This is a genomic window from Roseateles sp. P5_E8, assembly GCF_054177665.1.
Map to the genome: position 1 here is coordinate 36712 of NZ_JBGCUM010000008.1, position 15644 is coordinate 52355.

Below are 15644 nucleotides of genomic sequence, written 5' to 3' on the forward strand. Positions count from 1 at the left end.
ACCTGCTGTTTCAGCGCCGCTGCGGCGCCGGTTTCATTTGTTGTTGTGCTCGTCGTCGGCGCGGCGGGGTGCGCCCCGCCCACGCTCTTCCAGCCAGGCCTTGGCCGTCGAGAAGTGCCCGCAGCCGATGAAGGGCCGAGGCGGCTTGAGCGCCGACAGCGGCGACGGGTGGTTCGCCTTGAGCACGAGGTGGTCCTGCCGGGCCGCCTCGATCAACGGCGCCTTCGCCTGGGCGTAGGCGCCCCACAGCATGAAGACCTTGGGTGCCGGGTCTTGCGCCGCGGCCTTGATGAGGGCGTCGGTCAGCACCTCCCAGCCTTGGCCCGCGTGGCTGGCGGGCTGGCCGTCCTCCACCGTCAGCACGGCGTTCAGCAGCAGCGTGCCGCCTTCGGCCCAGCGCACCAGGCTGCCATTGGGCGGGAAGGGCTTGCCCAGGTCGCGCTGGATCTCTTTGAAGATGTTGCGCAGGCTGGGCGGCAGCGGCACGCCGGGCGGCACACTGAAGCTCAGGCCCTCGGCCTGGCCGGGGCCGTGGTACGGGTCCTGGCCGAGGATGACGACGCGGGTGGCACTGAGCGGCGTCAGCGTCAATGCGCGCAGCGGCTCGGGCGGGTAGATGGTGGCGCCGGCGGCGGCGCGTTCTTCCAGGAAGGCCTCCAGCCGTTGGCCCGCAGGCGAGGCTGCCCAGGCTTCGACGACGGGAAGCCAGTCGGTCTGGGGCAGGGCAAGCGGGAGCTTCATCCGAACAAGTTTGCCAGGGCGGCACCCGGGTCCGGCGCGCGCATGAAGGCCTCGCCGACGAGGAAGGCGTTCACGTTGGCGTCGCGCATGCGCTTCACATCCGCCGCGCCGAGGATGCCGCTCTCGGTCACCAGCAGCCGGTCCGCCGGCACGCGCGGCAGCAGGCCCAGCGTCGTGTCCAGCGTCACGTCGAAGGTGCGCAGGTTACGGTTGTTGATGCCCACCAGCGGCGTCTTCAGCTTCAGCGCGCGGTCCAGTTCGTCGCCGTCGTGCACTTCCACCAGCACGTCCAGGCCAATGGCATGGGCGGTGGCTTCGAGGTCGGCCATCTGCGAGTCTTCGAGGCACGCGGCGATCAGCAGGATGCAGTCCGCACCCATGGCGCCGGCTTCCATGACCTGGTACTCGTCGACCATGAAGTCCTTGCGCAGCACGGGCAGCTCGCAGGCCAAGCGGGCTTGCTTCAGGTAGGCGACGGAACCCTGGAAAAAGCGCTCGTCGGTCAGCACGCTCAGGCACGCGGCGCCGTTGCGGGCGTAGGTCTCGGCGATTTCTGCGGGGCGGAAGTCCTCGCGCAGCACGCCCTTGCTGGGGCTGGCCTTCTTGATCTCGGCGATGACGGCCGCGTGGCCTGCGGCGATGGTGGCGCGCAGCGAGCGCTCGAAACCAAGCTGCTCGCCGCGGCGGGCCTCTGCTTCCTCGCGCTGCGAGGCCAGTGAGCGCTTGGCCTTGGCCACCGCGATCTCTTCCCACTTGACCGCAACGATCTTGTTCAGGATATCGCTCATGGGTTCCTCCCCAGGCTCTGCGTCACATTGACGAAGGTGTCCAGCTTGGCGCGCGCCGCGCCGCTGTCCAGCGCCTGGCGGGCGCGGGCGATGCCTTCGGCCAGTGTCGGAGCCACGTTGGCCGCGTACAGCGTCGCACCGGCGTTCAGTAGCACGATGTCGCGCGCCGGGCCGGGCTGGCCGTCGAGCACGCCGATCAGCATCTGGCGCGACTGCTCCGGCCCGTCGACCTTGAGGCTGCGGTTGCTGGCCATCGCGAAGCCGAAGTCCTCGGGATGGATCTCGTACTCGCGCACCGCGCCGTTGCGCAGCTCGCCCACCAGCGTCGTCGCGCCCAGCGAGATCTCGTCCATGCCGTCCTTGCCGTAGACCACCAGCGCATGTTCGGCGCCCAGGCGCTGCAGCACGCGCACCTGGATGCCGACCAGGTCCGCGTGGAACACGCCCATCAGGATGTTGGGCGCTCCGGCCGGGTTGGTCAGCGGGCCCAGGATGTTGAAGATGGTCCGCACGCCGAGCTCGCGGCGCACCGGCGCGATGTTCTTCATCGCCGGGTGGTGGTTGGGCGCGAACATGAAGCCGATGTCGCACTCGGCGACGCTTGCGGCTACCTGGCGCGGCGACAGCTGGATGTTGGCGCCCAGCGCCTCCAGCACGTCGGCGCTGCCGGTCTTGCTGCTGACGCTGCGGTTGCCATGCTTGGCCACCTGGGCGCCGCCGGCCGCGGCGACGAACATCGAGCAGGTCGAGATGTTGAAGCTGTGCGCGCCGTCGCCGCCCGTGCCGACGACGTCGACCAGATGGGGCTGCGGGCCTAACGGCACCTTGTTGCTCAGCTCGCGCATGACCTGTGCAGCAGCGGTGATCTCGCCGATGGTTTCCTTCTTCACGCGCAGGCCGGTCAGCAGCGCTGCCGCGATGACGGGCGACATCTCGCCGGCCATGATGCGGTGCATCAGCGTCAGCATCTCGTCGTGGAAGATCTCGCGGTGCTCGATGACGCGGGTCAGGGCTTCGTTGTCGGTGATGGGCATGTCGGACCTCAGACGGAGCGGCGCTCGGGTTCTTGTTGGTGAAGATAGCGCGTGAACAGATCACGCGGAGGCGCTTGGTCGACCTGCTTCATCAGCATGCCGACATTGCCCCGGTGGTGGCTGGCGTGATGGATGACATGGGCCAGGATTTCCTCGCGGCTCATGCGGCCGGCGTCGCCGTCGGTGAAGCGAAAGCTCAACACTTCCTCGAACTGCTCAGGCGCCAACGCGCGCACGTAGTCGACGTACCAGTCGTCGACCTGCTGGACCGACGCGCGCAGCTCGTCCAGCGTCGGCGTGTCCTTGGTGTTGCTGGCCGTGAAGCCGTGCGGCTCGCCGCGCAGGTGGGCGGCAAAGATGCGGTCCACCGTGTGGATGTGGTTCAGCGTGCGGATAGCGATGTGGCGGTTGTCGGGGGACAACGGCGCGCCGGCCAGCGCCGCGAAGAACTCGCGGTCGATGGCAGCCTTCTGCTCGTACAGCGAGATCAGCAGCGTGGATGTCGACATGGTCAGGCCTCCAGGAATTCGCGGGCCGCCGCGATGGCGTGGTCGACGCCGGCCGCATCGACATCGAGGTGCGTGACGAAGCGCAGGCCGATCAGGCCGGTGGCCAGCACGCCGCGCGACTTCAGGTGTTCCAGCAGCGCCGGTGTGCGGCCGTCGCTGACCTGGGCGAAGACGATATTCGTCTGCGGTGGCGTGACTGTGACACCCGGCAGGGTGGCCAAGCCTTCTGCGAGCCGCCTGGCCAGCGCGTGGTCATCGGCCAGGCGTTCGACGTGATGCGTCAGTGCATGGTCCGCCGCCGCCGCCAGCAGGCCCACCTGGCGCAGGCCGCCGCCCACCATCTTGCGCACGCGGTAGGCCTTGGCGATCAGCTCTTTGCTACCCACCAGCATCGAACCGATGGGCGCGCCCAGGCCCTTGCTGAAGCAGATGGACACCGAGTCGAACGGCCGCGCCAGGTCGCCCACGCTGCGGCCGGAAGCCACGGCAGCGTTGAACAGGCGCGCGCCGTCCAGATGCGTGGCCAAGCCGCGCGCATGGGCCAGCTCGCAGGCGGCATTCGTGTACTGCGTGGACAGCACCTGGCCGCCCCAGGTGTTCTCCAGCGCCAGCAGCCGCGTGCGTGCGAAATGCGGGTCATCGGGCTTGATGGCGGCGGCGATGTCTTCGAGCTTGAGCGTGCCGTCGGGCTGGTTGTTGAGCGGCTGCGGCTGTATGCCGCCCAGCACGGCCGCGCCACCGCCCTCGTAGCGATAGGTGTGGGCGAGCTGGCCGACGATGTATTCGTCACCCCGGCCGCAGTGGGCCAGCAGCGCGCAGAGGTTGCTCTGCGTGCCGCTGCTCATGAAGAGGGCCGCCTCCTTGCCGAGCAGTGCGGCGACACGCTCCTGGAGTGCGTTGACGGTCGGGTCGTCACCGAACACGTCGTCGCCCACCTGCGCCGCAGCCATGGCGGCCAGCATGGCCGGCGTCGGCTTGGTGACCGTGTCGCTGCGCAGATCGACAGTGGCTGGCCCGCCACCGCCAGAAGACGGGGCGTAGTCACTCACGGCCGCAGCTCCAGGAAGTTGCGCAGCATCGCGTGCCCATGCTCGCTGAGGATGGACTCGGGGTGGAACTGCACGCCCTCCAGCGGCGTGGCCGTGCCGGCCAGCTCGCGGTGGCGCACGCCCATGATCTCGCCGTCGTCGCTGCGCGACGTGATCTCCAGCACCGCCGGGCAGGTCGCTTCCTCGATGACGAGGGAGTGGTAGCGGATGACGCTGAAGTCCTTGGGCAGGCCGGTGTAGACGCCGCGCTGATCCGTCGAGATCGTGCTGGCCTTGCCGTGCATCTGGCGCTGCGCGCGGATGATCCGGCCGCCCAGCGCCTGGCCCATGGCCTGGTGGCCCAGGCACACGCCCAAGAGCGGTTTCTTGCCGATGAAATGCTGGATGGCTTCGACGCACACGCCCGCCTCGTTGGGCGTGCAGGGGCCGGGCGAGAAGACGATGTGGTCGGCGTTCAGCGCGGCCATCTCGGCCACGGTGATCTCGTCGTTGCGGACCACCTTCACGTCGGCGCCCAGCTCGCCGAAGTACTGGACCAGGTTGAAGGTGAAGCTGTCGTAGTTGTCGATCATCAAGAGCATTTAGAAGCCCTCCTCAACCAGTTCGGCGGCGCGCAGCAAGGCGCGCGCTTTGGCCTCTGTTTCCTGCCATTCCAGCTCAGGCACCGAATCGGCCACCACCCCGGCCGCCGCCTGCACGTACAGCATGCCGTTCTTGATGATGCCGGTCCGAATTGCTATTGCCAGGTCCATGTCGCCGGCAAAGCTGAGATAGCCGCAGGCGCCGCCGTAGATGCCGCGCTGCACAGGCTCCAGCTCATCGATCAGCTCCATCGCCCGCACCTTGGGCGCGCCCGTCAGCGTGCCGGCGGGGAAGGTGGCCTTCAGCACGTCGAGCTGGCCGACCTCGGGGCGCAACACGCCCTCGACGTTGCTGACGATGTGCATGACGTGCGAGTAGCGCTCCACCGCGAAGGACTGCGTCACCTTGACGCTGCCGACGCGGGCGATGCGGCCGATGTCATTGCGTGCCAGGTCGATCAGCATCAGGTGCTCGGCGCGTTCCTTGGGGTCGGCTTGCAGCTCCGCTTCCAGTTCCAGGTCGCGCTCGGGCGTTGCGCCGCGCGGGCGGGTGCCGGCCAGCGGGCGGATGGTGACCTTGCGGCTGCCGTCGCTGGCGTGCTCCTCGCGCACCAGGATCTCGGGGCTGGCGCCGACGATCTGGAAGTCGCCCAGGTCGTAGAAGTACATATAGGGGCTGGGGTTCAGCGCCCGCAGCGCGCGGTACAGCGCGATGGGCTCGGCCTTGTAGGGCTTGGCGATGCGCTGGCCCACCTGCACCTGCATCAGGTCGCCGGCGGCGATGTACTCCTTGGCTTTGGCCACGGCGGCCAAGTAGTCGGCCTTGGCGAAGCCGCGCGTCACGGCATGCGCCTCGCTGCGCTGCACGCGCGGCACGCTCACCGAATAGGTCAGCTTGTCGCGCAGCAGCGAGAGCTTCTTCTTGGCGCGGAAGAATGCCTCGGGCTGGCGCGGGTCGGCCCAGACGATGAGGTACAGGCGCCCGGAAAGGTTGTCGATGACGGCGACCTCTTCAGACAGCAGCAGCACGATGTCGGGCGTGCCCAGGCTGTCGCCCTTGTGGTCGCGGTCCAGGCGCTTCTCGATGGCGCGCACGGCCTCGTAGCCGAAGTAGCCGGCCAGGCCGCCGCAGAAGCGCGGCAGGCCGGTCGGGATCTTGGGCTTGATGCGCTCCTGGTAGGCGGCGATGAAGTCCAGCGGGTTGCCTTCGTGCGTCTCGACGATCTGGCCGTCGGTCAGCACCTCGCAGTGCTGGCCCGTCGCGCGGATCAGCGTGCGCGCCGGCAGGCCGATGAAGGAGTAGCGCCCGAAGCGCTCGCCGCCGACGACCGACTCCAGCAAAAAGCTGTTGCGGCCATGGCCGGCACCGGCGCAGAGCTTGAGGTACAGGGACAGCGGGGTTTCGAGATCCGCAAAGGCCTCGCTGATCAGCGGGATGCGGTTGTAGCCCTCGGCGGCGAGGCTCTGGAATTCGAGTTCAGTGATCACGGCGTCAAACCTTGAATGGACAGCTTCAGGGCTTGGCGTGCAGCCCGAACGGGCAACGCGGGAACGAGCGCGTCAGGGCGCGCCAAGCGGCATCAAACGGCGGTGGCCCAGGGACGCCAGGGCCAGGCTCCCCGGTCGCTAGACCCCGTGATGTGCTTGCGCGTGATGAACATGATGCGGCCGAGTGTATTTCAAGCCGAGCCATACTTCAGCCCGCGAAGGCGCCGTTATCGCGCCACGAACACGGAGACAGACATGCGTGCATTCATCGTCGCGGCCCTGTTGGCTGCGGGCAGTTTGAGCGGAGTGAGTGCCTGGGCCCAGACGGTCGAGGTGGCCAATGTGAAGTACGAGACCGCCGTCGACTTGGCCGGCCAGAAGCTGCAGCTCAACGGCGCCGGCGTGCGCTACAAGTTCGTCGTCAAGGTCTACGCGGCGGGGCTGTACCTGACGCACAAGGCTGGCACGACGGCCGAGGTGCTGGCGGCCCCCGGCCCCAAGCGCATCCACATCCACATGCTGCGCGACATCGACGGCAACGAACTGGGCAAGCTCTTCACCAAGGGCATTGAGGCCAACGTCTCTCGCGAGGAGTTCACCAAGGCCATCAACGGCGTGCTCAAGCTCAGCGAAATCTTCGCGAGCCGCAAGCAGCTGAACAGCGGCGACAGCTTCTTTGTCGACTATGTGCCGGGCGTCGGCTCCACCGTGCTCGTCAACGGCAAGCCCGTGGGCGAGACCATCAAGGAGCCCGAGTTCTTCTCGTCCCTGCTGCGCATCTGGCTGGGCGACAAGCCCGCCGACGATGCGCTGAAGGACGCGCTGCTGGGCATCAAGAAGGAACGCAAGCAGCGCTGAACTGGTCCAGCCGGTCGACGTGCTGCCGCGCAGACACGGCGCGAATGTCCTCGCCGTGGTTGTAGCCGTAGGTCACCAGCACCAGCGGGCAGCCGGCCGCGTGGGCTGCCTCGGCGTCGTTGCGGGAGTCGCCCACCATCCAGGTCGCCGAAGGCGGCGTGCCTAAAGCAGCACAGGTCTTGATGAGCGGCAGCGGGTCGGGCTTCTTGCGCGCGAACTCGTCGCCGCCGAAGACGTGCTGGAAGTAGCCGTCCAGCCCCTTGCGCTTGAGCAGCTCGCGGGCCGGCGCGCCCGGCTTGTTCGTCAGCACGGCCAGTGGGATGCCCAGCGCGCGCAGCGCCTCCAGCCCTTCGATGACGCCCGGGTAGATGGCCGCATGCTCGCCGTTCACGGCCGCGTAGTGCTGTTGGTACAGCGGCCAGGCGCGCTCGAACAGCTCGGGGGCGCCACCCACGTGGGCCAGCGTTGCGCGCACCAGGTGCTCGCTGCCCCGGCCGATGGTGTGCTCGATGAAGTCGCGCGTGACGGGCGGCAGGCCGAGGTCGGACAGCACGCGGCCAAGCACGGCGACGAAGTCGCCCAGGGTGTCGATCAATGTGCCATCGAGGTCGAGGATGCAGGCCAGGGGCGGGAGGGGGGCGTCGTGTCTCAAAATCTTTCCTGTCGGCGCACGCTGCGGAGAACCAGCGGCGCATTGTGAAACGCGAATGGGGCGGCCCAGGGAGGGCGGATGAGAGCAATCCGATCAGCGGCTTGGCTGGCGCTGCTGTTGTGTGCATCAGCGCATGCCACCGATCTTGCGTTGTCGCTCGGTGGTCGCGAATGGACGGTGCATAGGTCGGCCGATGTGCGGGAGGTGACGGTGCGCGACGCGAACTCGCCGGGCCTGTGGGTCGAGAACTCGACGCTCGAACTGGTCCAGCCTCTGGAGGCCTCGGGGCGTGACGACGCCTTCATCCTCGCGGCCACGTTCACGGCGGAAGGCGGGAGCTGCGTCAGCCTGGAGATTGGCTTCCCTTCACTCGGCGGCGGTGATTTGGTGGACCGCGTTGAGACGGACTGCGCGACTTCTTCGGGCCGCTGGAAGCAACTCGCCCAGGTGGCGCGTGGGTTCAGCCTAGCCAAGGCCGTGCGCTACCGCATCCTCGTTCGCGGAGGCGCTCGCTTTCGAGAGGCTGAGCTGCTCGTTGGCTCAGTCGGTGCCAACACCAGAGCGCTGCGCGCCTGGGTGGCGCCGCCCACCATCGATGCCATCGACATGAGCATCCGCGAGGTCAAGGCGCGGGCACGGCGCGCCTCGCAGGTCGACTGGCCGTTGGCGACGGCGCAGGCCCTGGCCGCCGTCATCGACGGCAGCACCCGCCGTGACGCCCTGCCAGGCGTCCAGCTTATCCTCAGAGCCCTCGGCGACAAGCACAGCTGGGCCACCGTACTTGATGACCAGGGGCGGCTGACGGCCAACGGCCAGGTGGTGCCTTATCGCGCGCCACAGTCGAGGCTGCAGGTACTGGACGACCGCCGTGTGATCGGCTGGCTCACCATCCCCCTGCTGGCGGCTACCGGTGGCTCGGAGGCGCAGACCTATGCAGACACGATCCGCGGCGGGCTGGTGCAAGCCGTCGATGCGGGCGCCTGTGGCTTCGTCGTGGACCTGTCTGCGCATTCCGGCGGCAACATGTGGCCCGGCCTGGCGGGCCTGGGGCCGCTGTTCGGCGCGGATGCGGTGGTGGGCGCCTTCAAGCCGGGCTCGCGCTGGCGGATCGACAAGACGGGTGACGACAAGATCTGGCGCGACGAGGTGGCGCAAATGCCGGTGGCCGTCCTGCTGGGGCCGGGGACCATGAGCTCCGGCGAGGCCATCGCCGTCGCCTTCGCGGGGCGGCCGCAGACGGAGTTCTTTGGCAAGAAGACGCGCGGCCTCGCCACATCCAACCAGATGGTGCCGCTGGGCGACGGCCTGGTGGCCTTCGTGATGACGTCCGAGATGGCCGACCGCAATGGCAGGACATTCCCGAACGGCATCGCCCCGCCCACCGAGGACGGGAGCGACGAAGAGGCCGGCCTTCGCGCGCTGGACTGGCTGCGTGCGCAGGCCGGCTGTCGTTAGGCCTTCAGCACCCCGTCCGCCTTGAACATCGCCTTGATCCCCCGCACCGCCTGGCGGATGCGCGCCTCGTTTTCGATCAGCGCGAAGCGCACATGGCCGTCGCCGTGGTCGCCGAAGCCGATGCCGGGGGACACGCAGACCTTGGCCTTCTCCAGCAGCTGCTTCGCGAACTCCAGCGAGCCCAGCTCGCGATAGGCCTCGGGGATCGGCGCCCAGATGTACATGCTGGCCTTGGGGCAGTCGACCGCCCAGCCGGCTTCGATCAGGCCCTTGTAGAGCACGTCGCGGCGGCGCTGGTAGCTGGCGCAGATGTCCAGCACGCATTGCTGGTCGCCCTCCAGCGCGGCGATGGCCGCGACCTGCAGCGGTGTGAAGGTGCCGTAGTCGTGATAGCTCTTGATGCGCGCCAGCGCTGCCACGAGGTCGGGGTTGCCGACCATGAAGCCGATGCGCCAGCCGGCCATGTTGTAGCTCTTGCTGAGCGTGAAGAACTCGACCGCCACGTCCTTGGCGCCGGGCACCTGCATGATGGACGGCGCGACATAGCCGTCGTAGACGATGTCGGCGTAGGCCAGGTCGTGCACGACGAGGATGTCGTGCTTCTTGGCCAGCGCCACGACGCGCTCGAAGAAGCTCAGCTCCACGCATTGCGCCGTCGGGTTGGACGGGAAGCCGAACACCATCATCTTGGGCTTGGGGTAGCTGCCGCGAATGGTCTTCTCCAGCTCGGCGAAGAAGTCGATCTCGCTGCTGACCGGAATGGCGCGGATATCGGCGCCGGCAATGACCGCACCGTAGATGTGGATGGGGTAGCTGGGGTCGGGCACCAGCACGGTGTCGCCGCGGTCCAGCGTGGCCAGCATCAGGTGGGCCAGGCCCTCCTTCGAGCCGATGGTGACGATGGCCTCGTGGTCGGGGTCGATGGCGACGCCGTAGCGGCGCTGGTACCAGTGCGAGATCGCGCGGCGCAGGCGCGGGATGCCTTTGCTGGCCGAGTAGCCGTGGGTGTCGGGCCGCTGCGAGACCTCGTTGAGCTTGGCGACGATGTGGGCCGGCGTGGCCCCGTCGGGGTTGCCCATACTCATGTCGATGATGTCTTCGCCGCGCCTGCGGGCCGCCAGCTTGAGCTCGGCGGTGATGTTGAAGACGTAGGGCGGGAGGCGGTCGATGCGCGCGAAACGGCGCTTGCCGCCGGAGGCGGAAGAGGAGGAAGTCATTGGCTGTGTACGTAAGCGCCCGGAACCGTCCGAGCGACGTGGCCCGACGAGGTCAGGCCGATCCCATCGTAAATGACGGGCCTGCCGAGGCATCCCACCGATGACGGAAGGACGCCGCGCGTTCCTGCCGATACCCATCCAGAATCCTCTGCCCCTCAATCTGGCCGGCCGCGCTTGCATCGTTGACGATGTCTGCCACCGCGTGCCGTCGCGCTCATCTGAAAGCGATCACGTCATGAAGCAAAGCCTCTTGCGCCGACTGGCGCACCAAACGGCCCTGCTGGCCGCAGGCCTCGGGTTTGCGGCCATGGCCCAGGCCCTGCCGTACTCCAACCTGTTCGTGTTTGGCGACAGTCTCTCAGACGTCGGCAATGACCTCGACGTCACCGGCGGCGCACTGCCCAGCACGCTTTACTACACCAATGGCACAGCCACGGGGCGGTTCACAAACGGGTTGAGCTACGCGGACTACCTGGCCGCCGGGCTGGGCCTGACCCTGACGCCCTCCGTGCAGAACGGCAACAACTACGCGTTTGGCGGTGCCCGCACGAACTCCGTCTCCGTGGGTTTGCCGCCCACCGCGCTGAGCTTCAACCAGCAGATCAGCTCGTTCACGAGCAGCCATGCGCATGCTGACGCCGGGGCGCTGTACGTGCTGTGGATCGGTGCGAACGACATGTCCGATGCCATCACCACCGCCGCCACCACAGGCAACCCCGGAGCGATCGGCGCAGCGGTCGGCAGTTCGATGCAGTCGATCAGCGCCGCGATCCAGACGCTCGCCGGCCTGGGCGCGACGCATTTCCTGATTCCCAACCTGCCAGACTTGGCGCTGATTCCTGCCATCAATTCGCGCGGCTCCGCGGGCTTGTCCTTCCTCGCCCATGGCGCGAGCACGGCGTTCAACGACGCGCTCGCGGACACGCTGGCGCTGCCCGCCTTCTCGGCACTCGACATCCGGCCGTTCGACGTCTACGCCGCGCATGCCGACATCACGGCGAACCCCTCGGCCTATGACTTCGCCAACGTGACTGATGCCTGCTACACCGGCAGCGTGAGCGGCCAGGCGCTGCCGGGCGGCCCGGCACCGAGCGTCTGCAGCTCGCCTGCCGACTATCTTTACTGGGACTACGAACATCCCACCCAGGCGTTGCACGCCGTGCTGGGTGCGCAGGCGCTGGCTGCCGCGGTACCGGAGCCGTCGCAGTGGCTGCTGATGGCGCTCGGCGTGGCCGTATTGGTCGGGATGCGGGCCCGTCGCCGGGGTTGACCTTCGGCGAGGGGCGGACCAGCGGGCGTGTCCCCGCGTAAGCTGGCGAGCCCGCAGCCCCTCGCAACCCGGCATGACCTCCCCCGAGCCCCTCACGCTGAGGGTCGACGACCACACCACCGTGTCCGCGCTCTGGCTGCAGCCGCCGAAGCCGCGTGCCAGCTATGTGTTCGCCCACGGCGCGGGCGCCGGCATGCAGCACAGCTTCATGGAAGCGCTGTCGCAAGCCTTGTTCGAGCAGTCGGTGGCGACCTTGCGCTACCAGTTTCCCTACATGGAGCGTGGCTCCAAGCGGCCCGACGCGCCCGCGCTCGCCCAGGCCACGGTGCGCGCCGCAGTCGCCGCCGCGCGGGAGCGCCTGTCCGACACGCTGCTGCTGGCCGGCGGCAAATCCTTTGGCGGCCGCATGACGTCCCAGGCGCAGGCCGCCGCGCCGATGGCCGGTGTGCGCGGGCTGGTCTTCGTCGGCTTCCCGCTGCATCCAACCGGCAAGCCGGGCATTGATCGCGCGGCGCATCTGGCCGAGGTGAAGGTGCCCATGCTCTTCCTGCAGGGCACGCGCGAYGARCTGGCCGACCTGGCCTTGCTGCGCGGCGTTGTGCAAGGCCTGGGCGACCCGGCGACCTTGCACCTCGAGGACGATGCGGACCACGCCTTCCACGTCCGGGCGCGCAGCGGACGTAGCGATGCGCAGGTTGTGCAGGCACTGGCGCAGGTCGTGGCGGCGTGGCTTCCTAGAATCCAGCGATGAATCCCTCAGCCGCCCCCATCGTCTGCATCGGCGGTTTCAACATCGACCGCAAGCTGCGCCTGCTGGCCGATCCGCTGGCAGGCTCGTCCAACCCCTGCGAGGCGCATGAGACGCCGGGTGGCGTGGTGCGCAACGTGGCCGAGAACCTGGCGCGCCTGGGCGTGCCGGTGGCGCTGATCGCCGCAGTGGGCGACGACGCCGGTGGCCGCATGCTGATGGAGCAGGCGGCGCGCGTGGGCATCAACACCGAGGCCGTGCTGAAGCTGCGTCGGCAGGTGAGCGACAGCTACACGGCGGTGCTGTCGCCCGATGGCGATCTGTGCCTGGGCCTGGCCGCCATGCCGCTGGTGGAGCGGCTCAACCCGTGGGCGCTGGAGTCCAGCAAGGCCTTGCGCGCCAGCGCGGCGCTGGTGGTGGCCGACGGCAACCTGCCGACCGACGCCTGGCCGCTGCTGCTGGGCGAGGCGCAGGCCAGCGGCATTCCGCTGGTGGTTGTGGCGGTGTCCGAGGCCAAGATGGGCCGACTGCCCGTGGATTTGCGCGGCATGCATCTGCTGATCCTCAACGTCGGCGAGTTGTCCACGGTGGCCGAGGAGCCTGGCGAGGCGCTCGCGCAACTGCACGCGCGCGGCTTGGGCTGCGTGCTGGTGTCACACGGCGACGCCGGCCTGCTGCTGAGCCAGGTCGGCAGCGAGTCGCGTCACTGGGCCGCGCCGCAAGTCCCTGTCGTCGACGTGACCGGTGCGGGTGATGCGCTGGCGGCGGGCGTCTGCGCCGCGCTGCGGAGCGACCCCGACAACGCCGACGCCGCCGCCCGCCTGGGCCTGGACCTGGCCGCGCTGACGCTGCAGACCGAGGACAGCGTCCATCCCGAACTGAACCCGAGTTTTCTCAGCGACCGCTGAACCACCGATGAATGACCTGATCCAGCTTTCTCCCGAAGTCGCCGCTGCCCGTGAGCGGGGCCGGCCCGTCGTGGCGCTTGAGTCCACCATCATTGCCCACGGCATGCCCTGGCCGCAGAACCTGGAGACCGCCCGCGAGGTGGAGGACGTCATCCGCGCCGAGGGCGCCGTGCCGGCCACCATCGCCGTCATCGCCGGGCGCATCCGCGTCGGCCTGACCAACGACGAGCTGACGCAGCTGGCCCAGGCGCCCGACGCGATGAAGCTCAGCCGGCGCGACCTGCCCTATGCCATCGCCACCGGGCAGCTGGGTGCCACGACCGTGGCCGCGACGATGATCTGTGCCCACCTGGCCGGCATCGAGGTCTTCGTCACCGGCGGCATCGGCGGCGTGCACCGCGGCGGGCATGAGAGCTTCGACATCTCGGCCGACCTGCAGGAGCTGGCGCGCACGCCGGTGGCCGTGGTCTGCGCCGGCGCCAAGTCCATCCTTGACCTGGGCCTGACGCTGGAGTACCTGGAGACGCATGGCGTGCCGGTGCTCTCCATCGGCCAGGACAACTTCGCCGCCTTCTTCACACCCGACAGCGGCCTCAAGGCCGACTTCCGCCTGGACGATGCCGAGGCCCAGGCGCGCTTCATCCGCGCCAAGTGGGCGCTGGGCTTGGTCGGCGGCGTCGTCGTCAGCAACCCGGTGCCGGCCGCCGACGCGATGCCGCGCGACCAGATCGACGCGATCACAGCCCAGGCCTTGGCGGAGGCTGAACAGCAGGGCGTGCAGGGCAAGGCCATCACGCCCTTCCTGCTGGCGCGCATCAAGGCGCTGACGGGCGGCCGCAGCCTGGCCACCAACATCGCCCTCGTGAAGAACAACGCGGTGGCCGGCGCGCGGCTGGCGCGCGCACTGCAGAGCTGAGGACGAAAAACGCCTCGGCCAGCAACGTCCGAGCAAAACGCGCCGGGTAAGCTGACTGGTCATTACAGTCAATCCCCTTTACCTTTCGGCAGGCTTGCATGCGCGCGACCCCTTCCTTGATCCTCTGCGCCGTGCTGGTCGCCGGCCTGACTGGCTGTGGAAAAAAAGATGCCGGTGGCGCATCGTCGCCGGCCGGCGCTGCCAGTGGCCCGCAGGCGCAGAACGTCAGCGTCATGCAGGTGAAGCAGGCCGACGTGCCCATCACCGTCGAGGCCAGCGGTACCGTCACCGCACTGCAGAGCGTGGACCTGCGCGCGCAGACGACTTCGATCGTGGCGCAGGTGCTGGTCAAGGACGGCCAGAACGTGAAGAAGGGCGACCTGCTGTTCCGCTTTGACGACCGAGGCGACCGCGCCGCCATGGAGAAGGCGCGCGCCCAGATCGCCCGCGACCGCGCCAGCCTGACCGACCTGGAGCGCCAGCTCAACCGCGCCAAGGAGCTCAAGGCCCAGAACTTCATCGCCCAGAACGCCGTCGACACGGCGCAAGCCAATTTCGACGCCGGCCAGGCCTTGCTGCGCAGCGATGAGGCGGCTCTACAGGCGACCCAGGTCACGCTGGGCTACAACGAGCTGCGCGCGCCCATCAGCGGCCGCGTCGGCATCGTCAGCGTCTACCCCGGCAGCCTGGTGCAGGCCAATGCCACGGCGCTGCCGCTGGTCAACATCGCTCAGCTGGACCCCATCGCCATCAGCTTCACGGTCCCCGAGTCGCAGCTCGCCTCGCTGCTCAGCGCCACGCGCGCCGGTGAGCTGGATGTGGAAGCACTGCCGCCACCGGGCTCGGCGCGTGGGGCCATTTCGATCAAGGGCCGCGTCACGGCGGTGGACAACCTCGTCGACGCGGCCACCGGCACCATCAAGGTCAAGGCCGAGTTCGACAACAAGGCCCAGGCGTTATGGCCGGGCCAGTACCTGCGCGTGCGCGTCACGCTGCGCACCCTCAAGGGCGTGACGGTGGTGCCGCAGGCGGCCATCATCCTGCGCGGCAACGAGCGCTCGGTCTATGTCGTCGGGCCCGACAACACGGCCAAGCTCGTGCCGGTGCAGATGCGCCAGGCCATGGGTGAACAGGCCGTGGTGGAGGGCCTGGAGGCCACCGCCCAGGTCGTCATGGACGGCAAGCAGAACCTGCGGCCGGGCACGCCGCTGCGCATTCAGGCTGCGGGTGCTGCGGGCGCGGCGTCCAGGCCGGCGTCGGGTGCCAGCAAATGACGCGGGCCGAGCGTAGGGCCGCCCCAAGCCGGCACGCCATCCCCTCGGGGGCTGAGGCCGGACGCGGCAAGTCCTGTGGACTTGCCGTGCCTGCCGAAGAGCAGCAGCTCTGCCTGCTGCGCGGCCTGCAAGGCCGACCGATGTACCCAGCGGGCG

General features: G+C 68.7%; 16 protein-coding genes. 7 read left to right on the top strand and 9 right to left on the bottom strand.

All coding sequences use genetic code 11. From position 1 onward, the window contains the following. Positions 1-33: 33 nt before the first annotated feature. Genes ACXRVZ_RS06660 through trpE form a run of 7 tightly spaced genes read right to left on the bottom strand, consistent with a single transcriptional unit; the run spans position 34 to position 6190 of the window. Entirely contained in the window at positions 34-741 is a 708-nt protein-coding gene (locus ACXRVZ_RS06660) for a uracil-DNA glycosylase (RefSeq protein WP_457420253.1), read from the bottom strand. Further along, positions 738-1529, bottom strand: a complete 792-nt coding sequence (gene trpC, locus ACXRVZ_RS06665; RefSeq protein WP_457420255.1) for an indole-3-glycerol phosphate synthase TrpC — start codon at positions 1527-1529, stop codon at positions 738-740. Before trpC ends, ACXRVZ_RS06660 begins: the two co-directional genes overlap by 4 nt. Then, positions 1526-2563, bottom strand: a complete 1038-nt coding sequence (gene trpD, locus ACXRVZ_RS06670) for an anthranilate phosphoribosyltransferase (RefSeq protein ID WP_457420257.1) — start codon at positions 2561-2563, stop codon at positions 1526-1528. The genes trpC and trpD overlap by 4 nt, the downstream gene beginning before the upstream one ends. An 8-nt stretch (positions 2564-2571) precedes the next feature. Beyond that, the gene (locus ACXRVZ_RS06675; protein WP_457420259.1) at positions 2572-3072 is read right to left on the bottom strand and encodes a DinB family protein; all 501 of its coding nucleotides are present in this window, start codon (positions 3070-3072) and stop codon (positions 2572-2574) included. Between the two features lie 2 nt (positions 3073-3074). Continuing rightward, the gene (gene ltaE / locus ACXRVZ_RS06680; protein ID WP_457420261.1) at positions 3075-4121 is read right to left on the bottom strand and encodes a low-specificity L-threonine aldolase; all 1047 of its coding nucleotides are present in this window, start codon (positions 4119-4121) and stop codon (positions 3075-3077) included. After that, positions 4118-4702 carry an anthranilate synthase component II gene (locus ACXRVZ_RS06685; RefSeq protein ID WP_457420263.1) on the bottom strand — a complete coding sequence of 195 codons (585 nt, stop codon included), beginning with the start codon at positions 4700-4702 and terminating at the stop codon, positions 4118-4120. Before ACXRVZ_RS06685 ends, ltaE begins: the two co-directional genes overlap by 4 nt. Then, positions 4703-6190: an anthranilate synthase component I gene (gene trpE / locus ACXRVZ_RS06690; protein WP_457420265.1), complete on the bottom strand. Its 1488-nt coding sequence runs from the start codon at positions 6188-6190 to the stop codon at positions 4703-4705. 255 nt (positions 6191-6445) lie between these two features. Here trpE and ACXRVZ_RS06695 point away from each other — a divergent pair, with 255 nt between their 5' ends. Continuing rightward, positions 6446-7048: a chalcone isomerase family protein gene (locus ACXRVZ_RS06695; RefSeq protein ID WP_457420267.1), complete on the top strand. Its 603-nt coding sequence runs from the start codon at positions 6446-6448 to the stop codon at positions 7046-7048. On the opposite strand, the gene gph is transcribed toward ACXRVZ_RS06695, so the two are convergent. Then, complete coding sequence (gph, locus tag ACXRVZ_RS06700; protein WP_457420269.1) at positions 7023-7700, bottom strand: phosphoglycolate phosphatase; 678 nt, start codon at positions 7698-7700, stop codon at positions 7023-7025. The two genes, ACXRVZ_RS06695 and gph, sit on opposite strands and share 26 nt — an antisense overlap. Positions 7701-7778: 78 nt before the next feature. On the opposite strand from gph, the gene ACXRVZ_RS06705 reads away from it, so the two are divergent. After that, positions 7779-9155 (top strand): S41 family peptidase, encoded by a 1377-nt coding sequence (locus ACXRVZ_RS06705; RefSeq protein WP_457420271.1) that lies wholly within the window; start codon positions 7779-7781, stop codon positions 9153-9155. Here ACXRVZ_RS06705 and alaC read toward each other — a convergent pair. Then, entirely contained in the window at positions 9152-10372 is a 1221-nt protein-coding gene (alaC, locus tag ACXRVZ_RS06710; RefSeq protein ID WP_457420273.1) for an alanine transaminase, read from the bottom strand. The two genes, ACXRVZ_RS06705 and alaC, sit on opposite strands and share 4 nt — an antisense overlap. A gap of 100 nt (positions 10373-10472) precedes the next feature. Between alaC and ACXRVZ_RS06715 the strand changes: the two genes are divergently transcribed. From ACXRVZ_RS06715 to ACXRVZ_RS06735, 5 genes are all read left to right on the top strand, one after another. After that, complete coding sequence (locus tag ACXRVZ_RS06715) at positions 10473-11642, top strand: SGNH/GDSL hydrolase family protein (RefSeq protein WP_457420275.1); 1170 nt, start codon at positions 10473-10475, stop codon at positions 11640-11642. Between the two features lie 73 nt (positions 11643-11715). After that, complete coding sequence (locus ACXRVZ_RS06720; protein ID WP_457420277.1) at positions 11716-12393, top strand: alpha/beta hydrolase family protein; 678 nt, start codon at positions 11716-11718, stop codon at positions 12391-12393. Next, positions 12390-13298, top strand: a complete 909-nt coding sequence (locus ACXRVZ_RS06725; RefSeq protein WP_457420279.1) for a carbohydrate kinase family protein — start codon at positions 12390-12392, stop codon at positions 13296-13298. Before ACXRVZ_RS06720 ends, ACXRVZ_RS06725 begins: the two co-directional genes overlap by 4 nt. A gap of 7 nt (positions 13299-13305) precedes the next feature. Continuing rightward, positions 13306-14214, top strand: a complete 909-nt coding sequence (locus tag ACXRVZ_RS06730) for a pseudouridine-5'-phosphate glycosidase (RefSeq protein WP_457420281.1) — start codon at positions 13306-13308, stop codon at positions 14212-14214. A 98-nt stretch (positions 14215-14312) separates the two neighbouring features. Continuing rightward, positions 14313-15488, top strand: coding sequence for an efflux RND transporter periplasmic adaptor subunit (locus ACXRVZ_RS06735; protein ID WP_457420283.1), 1176 nt, complete (start codon positions 14313-14315; stop codon positions 15486-15488). The last annotated feature ends 156 nt before the right edge of the window (positions 15489-15644 follow it).